The sequence below is a fragment of the Nocardiopsis sp. TRM 82005 genome (assembly GCF_056312425.1).
In genome coordinates, this window is the sequence record NZ_JBWDTQ010000006.1 from 291,854 (window position 1) to 307,116 (window position 15,263).

General features: G+C 68.0%; 17 protein-coding genes, 1 pseudogene and 1 CRISPR repeat array. Of the genes and pseudogenes, 10 read left to right on the top strand and 8 right to left on the bottom strand.

Features of this window, described 5'->3' with window-relative positions; translation table 11 throughout:
- The first annotated feature begins 302 nt into the window (after positions 1-302).
- Positions 303-662 carry an MmcQ/YjbR family DNA-binding protein gene (locus AC0T5L_RS05765; RefSeq protein WP_476164315.1) on the top strand — a complete coding sequence of 120 codons (360 nt, stop codon included), beginning with the start codon at positions 303-305 and terminating at the stop codon, positions 660-662.
- 228 nt (positions 663-890) lie between these two features.
- On the opposite strand, the gene AC0T5L_RS05770 is transcribed toward AC0T5L_RS05765, so the two are convergent.
- Together AC0T5L_RS05770 and AC0T5L_RS05775 are read right to left on the bottom strand one after the other, a co-directional pair.
- The gene (locus AC0T5L_RS05770) at positions 891-1,559 is read right to left on the bottom strand and encodes a YdcF family protein (protein WP_476164316.1); all 669 of its coding nucleotides are present in this window, start codon (positions 1,557-1,559) and stop codon (positions 891-893) included.
- A 239-nt stretch (positions 1,560-1,798) separates the two neighbouring features.
- Positions 1,799-2,338 carry a DUF421 domain-containing protein gene (locus AC0T5L_RS05775; protein WP_476164317.1) on the bottom strand — a complete coding sequence of 180 codons (540 nt, stop codon included), beginning with the start codon at positions 2,336-2,338 and terminating at the stop codon, positions 1,799-1,801.
- Between the two features lie 234 nt (positions 2,339-2,572).
- Here AC0T5L_RS05775 and AC0T5L_RS05780 point away from each other — a divergent pair, with 234 nt between their 5' ends.
- From AC0T5L_RS05780 to AC0T5L_RS05805, 6 genes are all read left to right on the top strand, one after another.
- A complete protein-coding gene (locus AC0T5L_RS05780; protein WP_476164318.1) occupies positions 2,573-2,713 on the top strand; it encodes a hypothetical protein in 141 nt (46 codons plus the stop codon).
- Between the two features lie 329 nt (positions 2,714-3,042).
- Positions 3,043-3,537 (top strand): hypothetical protein, encoded by a 495-nt coding sequence (locus AC0T5L_RS05785; protein WP_476164319.1) that lies wholly within the window; start codon positions 3,043-3,045, stop codon positions 3,535-3,537.
- A gap of 138 nt (positions 3,538-3,675) precedes the next feature.
- Entirely contained in the window at positions 3,676-4,053 is a 378-nt protein-coding gene (locus AC0T5L_RS05790) for a DUF1622 domain-containing protein (protein WP_476164320.1), read from the top strand.
- Between the two features lie 385 nt (positions 4,054-4,438).
- Positions 4,439-5,587 (top strand): phospholipase D-like domain-containing protein, encoded by a 1,149-nt coding sequence (locus AC0T5L_RS05795; RefSeq protein WP_476164339.1) that lies wholly within the window; start codon positions 4,439-4,441, stop codon positions 5,585-5,587.
- A gap of 588 nt (positions 5,588-6,175) precedes the next feature.
- Positions 6,176-6,343 carry a hypothetical protein gene (locus tag AC0T5L_RS05800; RefSeq protein ID WP_476164321.1) on the top strand — a complete coding sequence of 56 codons (168 nt, stop codon included), beginning with the start codon at positions 6,176-6,178 and terminating at the stop codon, positions 6,341-6,343.
- A gap of 140 nt (positions 6,344-6,483) precedes the next feature.
- Positions 6,484-7,473 carry an SDR family NAD(P)-dependent oxidoreductase gene (locus AC0T5L_RS05805; protein ID WP_476164322.1) on the top strand — a complete coding sequence of 330 codons (990 nt, stop codon included), beginning with the start codon at positions 6,484-6,486 and terminating at the stop codon, positions 7,471-7,473.
- 102 nt (positions 7,474-7,575) lie between these two features.
- On the opposite strand, the gene AC0T5L_RS05810 is transcribed toward AC0T5L_RS05805, so the two are convergent.
- Genes AC0T5L_RS05810 through AC0T5L_RS05820 form a run of 3 tightly spaced genes read right to left on the bottom strand, consistent with a single transcriptional unit; the run spans position 7,576 to position 10,598 of the window.
- Positions 7,576-8,673: a type III polyketide synthase gene (locus AC0T5L_RS05810; RefSeq protein WP_476164323.1), complete on the bottom strand. Its 1,098-nt coding sequence runs from the start codon at positions 8,671-8,673 to the stop codon at positions 7,576-7,578.
- Entirely contained in the window at positions 8,670-9,881 is a 1,212-nt protein-coding gene (locus AC0T5L_RS05815; protein ID WP_476164324.1) for an acyl-CoA dehydrogenase family protein, read from the bottom strand. The genes AC0T5L_RS05810 and AC0T5L_RS05815 overlap by 4 nt, the downstream gene beginning before the upstream one ends.
- Positions 9,882-10,598: a methyltransferase domain-containing protein gene (locus AC0T5L_RS05820; protein ID WP_476164325.1), complete on the bottom strand. Its 717-nt coding sequence runs from the start codon at positions 10,596-10,598 to the stop codon at positions 9,882-9,884.
- A gap of 26 nt (positions 10,599-10,624) precedes the next feature.
- Between AC0T5L_RS05820 and AC0T5L_RS05825 the strand changes: the two genes are divergently transcribed.
- Positions 10,625-11,461, top strand: a complete 837-nt coding sequence (locus tag AC0T5L_RS05825; protein WP_476164326.1) for a UbiA family prenyltransferase — start codon at positions 10,625-10,627, stop codon at positions 11,459-11,461.
- Positions 11,462-11,836: 375 nt separating this feature from the next.
- On the opposite strand, the gene AC0T5L_RS05830 is transcribed toward AC0T5L_RS05825, so the two are convergent.
- Positions 11,837-12,244, bottom strand: a complete 408-nt coding sequence (locus tag AC0T5L_RS05830) for a DUF421 domain-containing protein (protein ID WP_476164327.1) — start codon at positions 12,242-12,244, stop codon at positions 11,837-11,839.
- A 102-nt stretch (positions 12,245-12,346) separates the two neighbouring features.
- Between AC0T5L_RS05830 and AC0T5L_RS05835 the strand changes: the two genes are divergently transcribed.
- Positions 12,347-12,499, top strand: coding sequence for a hypothetical protein (locus AC0T5L_RS05835; RefSeq protein WP_476164328.1), 153 nt, complete (start codon positions 12,347-12,349; stop codon positions 12,497-12,499).
- A gap of 13 nt (positions 12,500-12,512) precedes the next feature.
- Complete coding sequence (locus AC0T5L_RS05840) at positions 12,513-12,968, top strand: hypothetical protein (RefSeq protein WP_476164329.1); 456 nt, start codon at positions 12,513-12,515, stop codon at positions 12,966-12,968.
- A 267-nt stretch (positions 12,969-13,235) separates the two neighbouring features.
- Here the strand turns inward: AC0T5L_RS05840 and AC0T5L_RS05845 are convergent.
- Positions 13,236-14,032, bottom strand: a protein-coding gene (locus AC0T5L_RS05845; RefSeq protein ID WP_476164340.1) for an IS5 family transposase whose coding sequence is annotated in 2 segments (ribosomal slippage) — positions 13,236-13,690 and positions 13,690-14,032 — 798 coding nt in all. Because the reading frame shifts where the segments join, the coding sequence is not laid out codon by codon here.
- A 227-nt stretch (positions 14,033-14,259) separates the two neighbouring features.
- A pseudogene (locus AC0T5L_RS05850) lies at positions 14,260-14,460 on the bottom strand (helix-turn-helix domain-containing protein); the annotation flags it as partial.
- A 238-nt stretch (positions 14,461-14,698) separates the two neighbouring features.
- Positions 14,699-15,215: direct repeats of the CRISPR family, unit length 29 nt; unit sequence GTGAGCCCCGCGGACGCGGGGATGGACCG.
- Positions 15,216-15,263: the final 48 nt, after the last annotated feature.

Consider the following 15,263-nt stretch of genomic DNA (forward strand, 5'->3'; position numbering starts at 1 on the left):
CACCGCGATCGGCCGGACGTCGTAGGAAGTGTTCAGGAGGCGCGGTCCAGTAGTACTTCGTCAGGTTCCTGCTTTCTCGGCGTGGTCACGGCATGACGGGCACGTGAACCGGGGTGCTGCCGGTCGAGACACCGACCGCCCAGTGGCCGCACTGTGGGGGAGGCCCCGACCGGTTACTGGCTGTCCGGCCTGCCGCCGCAGACGGCGCTGCGGGAGTCGGTCCGGTCGGCCGGGGTGCGGTGGATGGTCCGAACCCCCTCACCGCTCGCCGCCCTGTCGGCGGGGTGTGGTTACCTCGTCCCATGGGTGTTGAGATCGAGCGGTTCCTGCGGTTGGTGAGCGCACTGCCGGAGTGTGAGCACAAGGAGTCGGACAAGTACACGACGTTCCGTGTGCACGGCAGACCCTTCGGATACTTGTGGCCGGACACCGCCACCGTGGGGCTGAAACAGCCCCTGTGGGAACAGGCCGCGCTCGTGGCCGAGCGGCCCGAGGTGTTCGAGGTGCAGTTCACCGCGGGCGGGTTCGGCTGGGTGGTCGTCCACCTCGACGGGATCGACCTGGACGAGCTCAGCGAGCTCACCCTGGAGGCCTGGCGCCTGACGGCGTCCGAGGAACTGCTGACCGCCCCGCCGACCCCGGCGTCCCTGGTCCAGGCCTGACCCGGGGCAGAGCGCCCCCTCCATCCGGCCCCGCGCGGACGCGGCCGGCCCCGTCCAGCGGCTTTTCACGGAAGCCCATGCTCTCCGGCCACGGGCCCCGTGCTGGTGGGTCCCTGACACAGCCGCCCGCCCTGAGAGAACGGCTCCTCGTACCTGACAGGGTGGGACGTGCCGCAGGACACGGCCAGGGAGTGGGAGGAGGCGGCCCCTCGACCCGGTGGCGAAGAGTCAGGTCTGGATCAGGCGACTGTCGAACCCCGATGCGACGAGCGACTCGTAGGCGGCGAGCACCTGCCGGGGCACGTCCTGTTCGATGGCGAATCCGCGCCCGGGGTACTCCATCACCCGCTGGAGGTCGCCGACGAGCATGTCGATGACGAGTTTTCCGTCGCCGATGCCCTTGGCGTAGTCGTCGAGGTCCAATGGTTGCGAGGCACACGTCACCTCGACCTCGGGCCACAGCTTCCGGGCGGTGGCGAAGGAGCGCCGCTCCATGTAGGGCTTGGAGACCAGCAGCACGGTGGCGGGGGTGATACCGGCATCGGCCAGGACCTGGCGGGAGAAGGTGATGTTCTGGCCGGTGTTCGAGGCCTCCGGCTCCAGCAGGATCGCGGAGTCGGGGACACCGAGTTCGAGGGCGCGCTCGCGGAAGTGCACGGCCTCTCCGCGCGGGAACACCGCCGTGGTGGGAGGGCTGTTGCCGCCGGTGAACACCAGGGTCGGGAAGAGACCGGAGTGGTACAGCTCGGCGGAGCGGGCCGCGACGCCGAGGTCATGGCTGCCGAGGCCGATCGCCACGTCACACGGCCGCAGCCGATGGTGCATCCGGTGGAAGTCCCAGACCAGTTCGGCCTGCCGCCACTGGTCCCGGGTGATGGTGTGCTGGTCTTTCGCCATGTGTCCCTTCTCCGGGCACTGGGCCGGGGCGCCCCCCGCGGCCCTGACGCTCTCGATACTGAGGGAGGGTTCGGCCTCCGAGCACGCCGGCGTCTACGACCGGAACAGGGAATTCTTCCGGTACCGCATGAGACCGCTAACGGGGCCGTAGGAGACCGTTGACCGGTATCTGCCCATACGACGGCTCCAGCGATCCGCCGACGCTCTCGATTCTGCTTCTTCCTTCGACGGATTACGGTTCACATGTCATCCTCGCTGATTCTCTGTACACCCCGTACGTCCTTGAAGAGCGAGAGGTCCGGTTCGCCCGGTCCGTGCAGCACGCTGATGTCCCCGGTCGTCTCCAGCACGACCGCGCGAACCGAGTCCATGTTCCTGACGTTGGCGCTGCGGAGTTTCGACTTGATGTCGTCCTCGGTGATCCGCGACCTCCTCATGTTGTCCCTGAGCATCGTGCCGCCGGACATGAGCAGCAGGGGTGTGTTGTCGACCGCCTGCTTGAACGGGGAGAGGCGGCGCAGCAGGGCGATGGCGACCTGTAGCAGGTAGAGCACGGCCAGGGCCGTCATGCCTTCGATCAGCGACACCTGCGCCACCGAGACCGTCGCCACGAGTGATCCGACGGCGACGGTCATGGCGAAGTCGAAGCTCGACATCTTGGAGAAGCTGCGCAGTCCCGCGATGCGCGTGTAGGTGATGACGGTGGCGAAGATGCCGACCGTGGCGACGAGTATCAGCAGCAGCCCGCTGAGCGGGACGGCGAAGAGGTTTTCCAGCATGCCGGACCCCTACCCGCCCTTCCCCGGGGAAAGCGGTGGTACTGGCTGGTCCGGGGCGCGTGGTCGCACACGATTCCCCCGAGGCCGGTTCGCAACCCTCGGTGTCCGTATCCGGCCACGCGTCGCGCGATCGTCTCGTTCCGGGTGTGATGGAGGCTCTCAATCCCGGGAAGGATGAGAGGCATGCCAGCACCGAGGAAGTATCCGCCTGAGCTGCGCGAATGAGCGATCCGGATGGCGGTGGAGGCCCGCAGGGACGCGGCCACACGCGACGGGGCGATCGCCCGTACCGCCGACCAGGCCGGGGTGGCGTTCGATCAGGCTCTGGAACAGTCGGGAAGGACCTGCGAAGCCGCGCGGAGCGAGAGCCGCTGAAGGTCGCCATTCGCCAGGGACTGATCATCGCTCGCGGCCCTCGTATGCCCTTCGGGGTTTCCCGCAATTGAGTACACACGTCTTCCTTCCGAGTGGTGGGAGCGCTCTGCTGGTCCGTTGCTCGCCAGATGCTGTCTACGCTCCAGCGCTGTGGCGTGCGAGCCCGGCGGGCACCTGGAGCCAGGAGAACCCCACTCCAGGCCGCGGTATGCGAACTGCGAGAAGAATTCGACGGGATCGTCAGCCCCAGCGAATTGGTGTGCACGCATGCGGCCCACCACCGTGACGACCGATGGGTGGGCCGCCTGCCCGTAGGCGCCGTCTCGGATATGACGCTGCTGTCCGCCGGATTCGTGGCCGCCCTGGCTCCGCCCCATTCGGTACCGCTGTCGGGTCTGGGCTGGAGCTCCGGTGCGGTCTCAAGGGTCGCGATCGTCACCGACGCCGTCCTGATGGCCACCCGTGCCAAGAACCAGGGGCTGGTGGATGTGGCCATCGCCGTGGCCGGAGTGGGTAGCGACCTGATCTCGGGCATGGTCGTGGCGGCCGGAAGCTATGCCCTGCTGTCCCTGATCAGCGGTGTGCTCACTCTTGCGGTCCTGCCCGTTATCGCCTGGTCCGCGCGCCCCGCCGTCGTGCCCGGGAACGGAGAGACTCTCCGGTTCCGGTTCTCTCCGAGTACCGCTGTTCGGGATGAGACGAGGTTCGGAGACGGAGGGCTCCGTGGTCGGCCGGCAGCGCTCCGGCCAGGAGGTCGGACCACGGAGGGCACTGGAGCCGCCCATCCCGCCGGGTCGGATCCTGCGCCGGATGCGACGGCATGAACGTCATGGGTTATGGGCAGACGTGGTGTCACGTGTCGCAACCTGAGCCGGGTGACGGTCCCACGTCGGAGTATGTGGGCTGCATCGGTATCTCGAGCACAGGGACTGAGCACGGGCTCACGACGGGGGGAGGAACCCATGGGCGTCGCCGAGGTGGTCGAGGCCGTGGGAACGGCGATCGAGGTGGCCGGTGTCGCGGTGATCGTCGTCGGCACGGTCGCGGCGACCGCTGTGTTCCTGTACCGACTCGTCCAGCGCACACCCCTGGCCGAGATCTACCGGCCCTACCGCCGCGGAGTGGGACGGGCGATCCTGCTGGGCCTGGAGTTCCTCGTGGCCGGTGACATCATCCGTACGGTCGCGATCGAGCCGACCTTCCGCAGCGTCGGTGTGCTCGCCGGGATCGTGCTGATCCGTACCTTCCTCAGCTTCTCCCTGGAGGTCGAACTGGAGAACCGGTGGCCGTGGCAGCGGCCCCGGACGGCCGCCGAGAGGTCGACACAGGAGAGGGGATGACCCACAGATACAGAGGAGGCGGCGAGTGGCCGTCACGCCCCCGGGCCAGCGGAAAAGGGAACGCGGTGGCGAACGGACCGAACGGACCGAACGGACCGAACGGACATGAAGCGTCTGGACGCTTCCGAGGCGGACTGATCGCCGAGGCCCGCCCGAACGCCGACTCCCACCGACCCCCTGCCGTTGGCCACCACGCCGGTCAGCGCGGAGACAGCCCAATACTCGCACCGGAAACGGTGGTCTGCGGGATGGATACTTCCGACACCGCGGATGTCCCGCTTGGGAGGCGACTGTGCAACGCTCCACACACGCAACACTCAGATCCGTGGTCAAGTGGGGATCCATCGGCTTGGTGGGCGCCCAGGTCGCCGTGGCGGCCATTTCCATGGGCGTCAACCACTGGCGCCGGAAGATACGTCCCCGCCGGGTGATCTTTCCCCGTACGGCACCGGTGGAGCTGCCGGTGGGCGACTCGGGGACCCGCGTCACCGTCTACACCTATGGCGAGGACCTGTTCGAGGACATGCTCGCGGCGATCCGCGGGGCCCGGCACCGTGTGCTGTTCGATTCCTACATCGTCAAGGACGACCAGGTGGGCCAACGGTTCAAGGAGACCCTCATCGAGGCCGCCGAGCGGGGTGTCGAGGTGTACGTGGTCTACGACGGCTTCGCGAACCTGGTGGTGCCCCGGTCCTTCTTTCGCTTCCCGCCCAGCGTCCACGTGCTGCGGTATCCGGTCTTCCGTCCCGGTGTGCTGCTGTTGAACATCCGCAAGTCCGGCCGGGACCACCGCAAGATCCTCACCGTCGACGGCGAGGTGGGGTTCTCCGGCGGGTACAACGTGGGATCGCTCTACGCCACCAACTGGCGCGACACCCACCTGCGGCTGACCGGGCCGGCGGTGTGGGAGCTGGAGAACGCCTTCGCCGACTTCTGGAACAGGAACCGCCGCCCCGAGCTGGACAGGTTGGGGGAGGCCGCCTGGGATTCGCACCTGCGGCTCCACCGCAACGTGCCCGAAATGCTGATCTACCCCATCCGGGCGATGTTCCTGGAGGCGATCGACCGGGCCGAGGAGAGGGTGCTGTTCACCCAGGCCTACTTCCTCCCAGACCAGGAGCTTCAACGAGCGCTCATCGATGCCGCCGGCCGTGGCGCGGACGTGAACGTGCTCGTCCCCGAGGAGTCCAACCACGTCATCGTGGACCAGATCTCCCGCAGCCAGTACTCGACGCTACTGCGCGGCGGAGTGCGGCTGTGGCTCTACCAGGACGCGATGGTGCACGCCAAGACCCTGACGGTGGACGGCCAGTGGTCCACGGTCGGCACCACGAACGTGGACCGGCTCAGCCTGACCGGCAACTACGAGATCAACATCGAGATCTTCGACGAGGGCGTGGCCCGGCACATGGAGGAGGTCTTCGCCAACGACCTCACCAACTGCCGGGAACTGACCGAGGAGGAGTGGGACGACCGACCGCTCCTCGCCAGGTTCGGCGAACTCGTGCTGGCGCCCTTGCGGCCGCTGCTGTGAGGCTTCTCAGCCGGTTCGTCGCCCGGTCCGTCGCTGTTGGGAGAGGCCGACGCGTGTTCGTATCAGGAGGGAAAAGACGGATCGCGTTTTCCTGCGGTTCTATCTGGCAGGGGGGAATGCATCGGCCCCTTGAATCGACGATCGTTTATCGAGCACTTCGTAAGGGATAGGCACTCCGAAAGGGTCGGAACCACGAGAAAACTGGTGACCGCGTACGCATTCTTCATCATCCACTAACATCGCCTCCCCAGCTGAACGAATCCGTGTGTACTTCCCGAACGGGGTATGCAGCGCACGGATGGGACCACCATCCGATATGCCACGGTGCGGGGGAGCGACGCAGATTTCGGCAAAGCCAGGACACACGCCGGAGTCGGGCATGGTCTGCCGCTGGAACACACAGCACACGCACCGAAGCGAGAGCAGGTCATGGTGCGGGCCGTACGGGCTTCCTCACGCGGACGCATGCCCACGGGCCGGCGGTCCGCGTCAGCCCGGCCGTCCGTGTGATGTCCGCTCTTTGGAAGAGGGCCCATCGTGGCAGTGCGGGGAGGTATCCCTGCACATGGTCTGGGTAGTGACGACGACATGCGCACTGTGAGCGGAAAGAGGCTGAGCCTGGCCTCAGCCGTCGGACGGGGCGTTCTCGCGGGCCTGGCCGGGACCGTGGTGATGACGGCTTTTCAGAAGTTCGTCCAAGCCTCGGCCACGGGGATGGTCTTCGACCGCTTCCTGGACTCCGCCCGTCCGTCCTAGTGCCGCGCCGCGGACGGGGACCGACATCCGCGGGCGCGGGCGATGGTTGTCTGGCGCGGTGTGGAGCGTTCGTCGGAGCGGTACGAGGCGCGCTCAACGCAGAAGAGGCAGGACGGCTGCAGTAAGGCGGTGCTCAACCCATGGTTCGCGCCAAGAGATTCGGTCCCGGCGATGTGGTCGTCGTGACCGGCGCCTCGAGCGGTATCGGCCGAGCGACCGCTCATGCCTTCGCTGAGCGCGGGGCCAGTCTCGTTCTCGCCGCCCGCAGTGGTCAGAGCCTGGAGGAGACGGCGCGGGAGTGCGAGCGGCGAGGCGGCACGACACTCGCGGTGCCCACCGACGTCGGCGATGAAGACGCCGTGCAAGCCCTTGTCCGCGCCGCGGTCGAGCGCTTCGGCCGTATCGGCGTCTGGGTCAACAACGCCTCGGTGCTGAGCTACGGCACCTTCGAGCAGACCCCGTCAGAGGTCTTCGGGCACGTTCTCCAGACGAACCTTTTCGGGCAGGTGTACGGGGCTCGAGCGGTCCTACCGCAGTTTCGCATGCAAGGCGCCGGCGTCCTCATCAATGTCGCGTCGTTGTACGGAAGGATGGGCTCGCCGTACCTCTCGCCGTATGTCACCAGCAAATTCGGTCTGCTCGGGTTCTCGGAGGTACTCCGCCAGGAACTGCACAGCAGCGACGGGATCGATGTGTGCACCATTCTTCCGGGCTCGTTCGACACCCCGATCTACCGCCAGGCGGCCAACTACACCGGCCGCGAAGTCGGGCCGGTGCCCCCGGTCGGTGATCCCACACGGGTGGCCGCGGCGATCGTCGGCGCTGTCGAGCGTCCCCGAAGGACAATCGTCGTGGGCCGGACCCACCAGGCCGCGTCCTGGGTACACGCGGCGCTGCCATGGTTGTACGACAGGGCGGTCGGACCGGTGATGGACCAGGGGGCGCTGCGCAGGGGACAGGTCCCCGCCGGGGCCGGGACCGTCTTCACGCCGCGGCCCGGGGCCGAAGCGGTCAGCGGCGAATGGCGTCAGGCACGGCGGCGTCTCCTGGGCAGGGTCGCCGTGGTCGCGGGAGCGGCGGCGGCCGGCATCACCGCATGGAAGTCGGTGGCGGGCCGAAGACTGCAGTGACGCTCGGATCCCGGGTCCCGTGCGAGGGCCTGGCGAATCGGGGTGTCCTCCCGGTCGGCACCGAGTCGTCCGGTCCTCCTTGTTCTCCTCGGGACCACACGCTCACAAGGCGGACGGAACAGCCGTGCCCCGGGGCCCGGGGGCGGCACGGAGCAGGGCCGTGTAGAGGGTCAGTCCCGGCCCGAAGGCCATCGCCACCACCGGACCACCTTTATGCAGCGCACCGCTGCCGACCAGCTCGCCCAGGACCAGCGGCAGAGTCGCCGATGAGCAGTTGCCGTGTTCGGAGAGCACGGTGCGGGAAGCCGCCAGCGCGTGTTCGGGTAGGTCCAGCTGGCCCTGGACGGTGTCCAGGATGCGCGGGCCGCCGGGGTGCACCGCCCACGCCCGCACATCAGGCAGGTCGAGTCCGTTGCGGGCCAGCAGGTCCTTGACCACTGGCCGCACGTGCTCGGCCAGCACATCGGGCACCCGCGGGGACAGCTCCATACGAAAGCCGAAGTCGGTGATCTGCCAGGTCATGTGGTCGCTGGTGCCGGAGTCGGTGAGCGCTGCGATGTCCACCAGCTCCAGTCGGGGCGCGCGGACGCCCAGGGCGACCTCGGCCTGCGGCCGCAGCACAAGGGCCACGGCGGCATCGCCGAACAGGGCGTGAGAGACCACCTGTTGCGGGTCCGTCGTTGGCGGCTGCAGGTGCAGCGAGGTGAGTTCGAGACAGAGCAGTACGGCGGTCCGACCGCGGGCCACCACGAAATCCGCGGTACTGCCCAGCGCGGGCAGTGCCGCATAGCACCCCATGTGTCCGATGAGCAACCGCTGCACGTCCGGTCGCATTCCCAGTGACGCGGCCAGCTGGATGTCGAGTCCGGGGGTGCTGTAGCCGGTGCAGGAGGCGACTGTGAACAGCCCGATGTCGTCGGCGGTGACGCCGGCGTCGGCCATGGCGGCCGCAACGGCCCGGTACCCCAAGGGCTGGGCCTCCTCCGCGTAGCGCCGCATCCGGGCAGCGGTCGACCAGCCCGAGAGGTCTTCGCTGAGGGGGTCGGCAACGGTATGCCGGCGACGGACGCCCGCGCCGGCGAAGATCCGCTGGGCGATCCGGCTCGAGGCGAAGTGCTGGCGGAAGAACCCGTCCCACAGCACCTGCTGGTCAGTGGTGTCGGGCAGCGCCGAGCCCAGTCCGGCGATCGTGGCGGTCACCACCGCGGCACCGCTGTGTCATGGTCGGGGTCGCCGTCCAGGGCCGCGACGCCCAGCCAGTCGGCGCAGACGTCCGAGGTGGCGGGCTGCAGTGCGCCGCAGCGGGCGTCGCGGTAGATCCGCTCCAGGGGATGTCCGCGTCGGGTGGCTGAGGCTCCCGCAGCCTCGATGACGGAGGAAGCCACTTCGGCTGCGGTGTCGCCCGCGGTCAGTTTGGCCCGCCACACCCAGCGGTTGGTCTCCGGTGTTCCTGGCTGCTCGGTCACTCGGCGGGCGGCCTCGGTGACGACTAGTGCCGCGGCGGCGACGGCGGTATCAGCCCGGCCGATACGTGACCGCACGGTCGGCAGCGTGTGGAGTCCTCGTTCCCTGAGGTGGGCGCTGCCCGCATCGAGCGCCGCACGCGCCACGCCGACGTAGACCGCGGCGTAGGAGGCCACCAGCCACTGCGGCATGACCTCGGCCAGCAGCAGTGTCAACCCCTCGATGCCGCCCAGCAGCGCGTCCGGACCGACCTCGGCGTCGAGGTGGACGTCGTGGCTTCCGGTGGCCCGCATGCCCATGGAGTCCCACGTGGACTCCACTCGTGTGCCGCTACCCGCCGGCACCAGGAAGTAGGACACTCTGGTCTCCGGGGCCTCGGCGTCCTTGGCCGTCACCAGGTAGGCGTCGACGTGCCCGGCCCCGGAGACGAAAGTCTTGCTCCCCGTGATGCGGAATCCTCCGTCGGTCCTGCGGTAGACGGTGGAGGTACGCGACAGCCGTGGACCGGTGCCGCGCTCACTCATGGCGACGGCGTACAGGGCGCCCGAGGCCGCCTCGGCGAGGAGCCGGTCGCGTGCGGCGAAGAAGCTGTCGGGGGCGCCCAGTTCCCGGACCAGCTCGTCGGGGGTGTGCGCCAACGCGCCGGTCACCGATGAGTGCATGTTGAAGATCAGCGCGGTGGCACCCGACCCGCGGGCGAGCTCGATCGCGACAGCCGTGTAGTCAGCGAAGGAGGCCCCGCATCCACCGAGCCGCGCGGGCGCCATCAGACCGAGCAACCCGGATGAACGCAGATCCTCGAAATCCGCCTCGGGGAACGCCCCCGACGCGTCGTGGGCTGCGGCCCTCGCGGCCAGGCGGGGCGCCAGGTCACGGGCCAGGGCGCGTGCGGCCTCCGGCTCGGAAACCGGCTCGGTGAGGGGGAAAACAGAAGACAACGCCATTCACTCCTCCTTGCGGCCACACCCCTGGAACAGCACCGCCGTGCTCGCCACCGGGACCATCCGCACAAAACTCCCACGTCCGAAAGCCCAGCTCAGCAGGTCCATCATCGAGGGACGGATACCCCGCAACGCCACGCGTACACCAGAGCGGGCACATTCGTCGACCAGGAGTGCACGGTCGACCAGCAGCGCGGGGTCGTGTACGCCCTTGGGGGCGAGTCCCGGCACACGCTCGGCGATGCCGATCGCCACCCAGCGGCACAGCACGGTGGCCGCCAGCGTGTCCAGCACGAGCAGACCGCCGGGGCGCAGCAGACGGCATGCCTCCGCCACTGCCCTCGGCAGGTCGGTGACGTGCTCGAGGATCTCCCCGGCAGCGACGACGTCCGCGCAGCCATCGGACAGCGGGGTGGCGAGCACGTCACCCAGCACGCCCTGCACACCGTGTTCGCAGGCCTGCCGCAGCGCACTCGGTGATCGGTCCACCCCGATATGCCGATACCCCTTGCCGACCAGATGCGGTGCCAGCAGGCCGGCGCCGCAGCCGAGGTCCACCAGCACCGCGCCGGGCCGCGGCGCAGGGGGCACCAGCGCACCACGGGCGGCGGCCAGCCAGTGCAGCATCGCGAAAGCGCCTCGAGGCTGCCACCACTGGTCGGCGAGGATCTCATAGAGTTCCGGATCGTTGCGCCGTACAGGCGGGTCGATGGATGCCATGAGCCCAGGCTGACACAATGGCCTCCATGCAGCACCTCGCAGCGATGCCGTTAGCGCTGGTCCGAGCCTCGCACCCGTTCCCCGCACTGACGGTCACCGCAGTCGCCACCGGGCTGGCGGCGACCTCCGGCAGGGCGGCCGAGGATCTGATGACCGTGGCCGCCGCGGTACTGGCCGGGCAGCTGTCCGTGGGCTGGCTCAACGACCTGGTGGACGCGCCGCGCGATATCCGGGTGGGCCGAGCCGACAAACCGGTGGCCATCGGCGAACTCCCCCGCTCCGTGGTGCTCGTCGGCGTGCTGGTCTCAGCGTTGGCAGCTGTGGTTCTGTCGTTGCCCTCCGGGGTGCTCGCGACGGCGGCGCACCTGGCTGCACTGGGCTCCGCGTGGGCCTACGATCTCGGCGTCAAAGCCAGCGCGCTGTCGGTGCTTCCCTATGCGGTGTCCTTCGGGCTGCTGCCGGTGTTCGTCGTGCTCGGCCTGCCAGGAGCGCCGCTGCCGCCTGCGTGGCTGGTGCTCGCCTCGGCATCGCTGGGTTGCGCGGCACATTTCGCCAACGTACTGCCTGATATCGACGATGACCTGGCCACTGGCGTGCGCGGATCGCCGCACCGGCTGGGTGCCACCGGAAGCCACGTGGCGGCCGCATCGCTGGTTCTGGCCGCCTCGATGCTGCTGGTACTCGGTCCGCCCGGCGCGGTCTCCGGGACGGGTCTGGTGGCATTGCCGACCGCCGTGCTGGTCATTGCCGTCGGGCTGGTCATGGGCCGCCGACCGGGATCACCGGCCGCCTTCCACGCGGTGCTGCTGGTCGCGCTGATCGACGTGGCGCTGCTGCTGACCGCAGACATGCAGCTGAACTGAAACGGTCGCCGACTGGGACGGCCTGGACCAGGTTCAAGACCTTGCGCCGGAACTCGGCGGGGTGTCCACGGCGTCCCACGATGCCCTCCTTCAAGGGTCACGTGGTCCCAGGATCCAGAAACCCGACTCAGAAAAACGCAGGACACACCAGAGCCTCTAAAGAACCCGGCACGAAACAGAGATTCCCGAAGTCGCCCGGGCAGCTCGGTTGGGGCACAAGGTTCGCGGGATGGTGGGGATCTATGAGCACGTGACACCGGTGATGCGGCGCCGTGTGCTCAGTGTGCTTGAGAAGCGGTGGCACGAGAGCGTGGCTGCTCTCGTCCCGCGGGAGCGAGAGAGGCTCTTCTCCATGGTGCCCATGCTCGAAGAGCGCTACCGGGACGAGGGCGAGACGGGGCCTTCGGGCGGAACCATGGGGAACACCGTCTCCCGAATATCTCCCAGGTGGAGTTGAGCTCGATGGCTAGCTGGGGCCTGGAAGCCTCTGACATGCATAGATGTGGGGGACGAGTGCTGGGGGCGAGCCTGGTGCGCGACCTGTAGCAGGTAGAGCACGGCCAGGGCCGTCATGCCTTCGAGCAGCGACACCTGCGCCACCGAGACCGTCGCCACGAGTGATCCGACGGCGACGGTCATGGCGAAGTCGAAGCTCGACATCTTGGAGAAGCTGCGCAGTCCCGCGATGCGCGTGTAGGTGATGACGGTGGCGAAGATGCCGACCGTGGCGACGAGTATCAGCAGCAGCCTGTCGAACGGTACCCCGAAGAGACTTTCCAGCATGCCGGACCCACTACCCGCCCCGCATCGGGGGAACCGCGCCCGCCGCAGTGAGCCCCACGCACGTGGGAATGGACCTTCCACACCGCCGGCCAGAACGAGGTCATGATCAGACACGGGCTGGACCTGCTGGGAGAGCACGCCCCCAGCCGCATCTTGTGCTCCACCGCAAAGGAACGCACCAAAGTGTTGACCGTGCTCAAGGCCAAGGGCATCGAGCACCTCGGTGGCAAGCCCATCGACCAGGTCGTGCAGTAGAAAAGAGCGGATCATGGACTGGAAGAGCACCGTGCACGACCTCGTTTCCGGGGCCCACACCAGCACCGGGGATGAGATGGACGCCGGCGCCCAGCTGGTGGTCGACCACCCCACCGGGGAGGAGGCCTACCGAGCCGCGCTGGCCCGCCACTACCGCCCCGAAGAAGGCAGGGATGTGTTGTGGATTCGCCCCATCGTGCCGGGTAGAGCCGCTCCTGACACCGGGGAGCGGGTCTACAACCTGAGTTTGTGCCGTCGCCGCTCCCTGGCCTGGACCCATCTCCAGGTCGATGAGGGCAGAGTGGTCTTCACCCTGGTCAACGAACAGGTAGCGCGCATCGAGCCAGCCCAAGGCGCCGAGCTCGACGCGCTGCGGAGCTGGGACGCCTTCCAGCTGAACCTCACCGCGGAGGAGGAACAGGCGCTGGAAGAGCTGCGCGAGGACTCCTGGTGGGGGCGCTACTCCTGAACCTCGGGCAAGCGCGGGGGTGCGCGGGGATGGCCCGCGTGCGCCCCCGCGGTCCCATTCCGGTGAGTCTCAACGACCTGTTTCGTGCCGGGACGGTCCTATGAAGTCACGTCCCGTCAGGATCCGATTGTCCAGACCATGTGGAGAACCGCTCGATGGGAGACGACGGGGCCCGGCCGGGACAGCATCGTCAGGCGCGTCAGTTTTTAGGAAGCCAGACTCCCACCGAGCGGTTTCCCCCGTCCTCACTGTTCTTTAGAGCTCATCTCATTTGGTGAGTCTGCGGAAGCAAATCAACGTGCAGGCGATGCCGGCGAACGCGAGGAAGTGCTCAGCTTTGCGCTCGTAGCGGCGGTGCAGTCGGCGGCATCCGGCCAGCCAGGCCATGGTGCGTTCGACCTGCCAACGGTGTCGCCCCAACCGCTTCGAGGATTCCACGCCCTTGCGGGCCAGGCGATGGACGATTCCGCGTTCGCGGAGCCATCGGCGCAGGTGGTTGTAGTCGTAGCCCTTGTCGCCGTGGAGTTTGCCTGGTTTGCGTCGCCTGGGACCACGCCGGGACCTGATGGGCGGTATCGCGCGAACCAAGGGTTGCAGGGCTTGGCTGTCGTGCAGGTTCGCACCCGAGATCGCCATGGAGATCGGAAGTCCGATTAGATCGGTGATCAAGTGGATCTTGGCGCCCTTCTTGCCCTGATCGACAGGATTCGGACCTGTCAGCTCCCCCCTTTGAGAGCACGCATGTTGACCGAGTCGATCGCACACCGCGACCAGTCGAGTTCGCCACGGGAGCCGGGTTCGTCCAGGATCAGGCGGTGCAGCTTCGCCCACACGCGGGCCCGACTCCACTCGGTGAAACGTCGGTGTGCGGTAGGTCCAGAGGGGCCGAAGACCGGTGGGAGCTGGGCCCAAGTGCAGCCGGTGGTCGCCACGAAGATGATCGCGGCCAGGACCTCGCGGTCCCCGTGTCTGCGCCGCCCACCACCTTGAGGCCGGGTGGGCGCCTCGGGCACCACCCGCTGAAACAGCTCCCACAGTCCGTCCGGCACCAAACGCTCAACCATCGACACGGAGCCAGGTTATCGAGGATCCAAATGAGATGAGCTCTAAGGAACGCCGCCAGGGACCGGGCCTGGGCGATGCGGAGCTTGCGTGTGCGTCCGGCCTCCAGAGCCCGGTAGGTCTGCACGTTCAGGTCCGGGTCGTTGACCTTCTCCACCAACTGGTCCTGGGTCAGGCCCAGTACGGCCCGGTACCCGGCCAGCCCCGCCATCCCAAAGTCGATGAACTCACGTGCCGGTACACCCAGCACTGAGGCCAACCTCTGCAGAGCCTCCGGAGTCGGAGCGTTCCCGCCCTCCTTCTCGTAACGGCCGACCACGGTGCGGCTCAACTCGGTGCGCCTTGCCAGTTCGGAGGAGTTCCACCCCTTGGTCTCGCGCGCTTTTCTGAGTGCGGAGGGCTTCCACCCCGCGACACCGCTTCTTGGCATGCTTTGACCGCATCTTCGTCCGCTCACAATCTCTCCCTAGGACTGTAGACCGAGGAAGCGATGCGAACGGCAGAGAAGCTGATGGGGGTTGACTACACCAGCGCAGAGTTTGCTTCGTGCCGAGAGTGATGGAGTTTTTGGCGTGTGCCGAATAGGATCCACAACTTATGCCGGTCAGTGGTACCCGGCGTCAAGGTTGCGGGGAGGTAACGCTCCGCGTTTCTGCAGGTTATTTGCTGTGAGCCCCGCGGACGCGGGGATGGACCGAGGAGCGCGCCGAGCTGATCGCCGCTCTCACTGTGAGCCCCGCGGACGCGGGGATGGACCGCGTGTGACCAAGACGTTCGCGGCCGGTGCCCGGTGAGCCCCGCGGACGCGGGGATGGACCTCCCGTTTTTCGTGGAGATGAAGCGCCAGGAGAGTGAGCCCCGCGGACGCGGGGATGGACCGACCGGCTTAAAAATTTGGCACGATCTGGCCGTGTGAGCCCCGCGGACGCGGGGATGGACCGCTGAACAAGCCCATGGAGAAGGCTCTGGCCCCGTGAGCCCCGCGGACGCGGGGATGGACCGAACGCTTCCACCTGCCAGGTGCCGTCGCCCAGGTGAGCCCCGCGGACGCGGGGATGGACCGTCATCGCGGAGCAGGGTGACGCCGGGGTCGGGGTGAGCCCCGCGGACGCGGGGATGGACCGTAGAGCGTCTGGCCGGTCGTGCCGTCCTCGTTGTGAGCCCCGCGGACGCGGGGATGGACCGTAGAGCGTCTGGCCGGTCGTGCCGTCCTCGTTGTGAGCCCCGCGGACG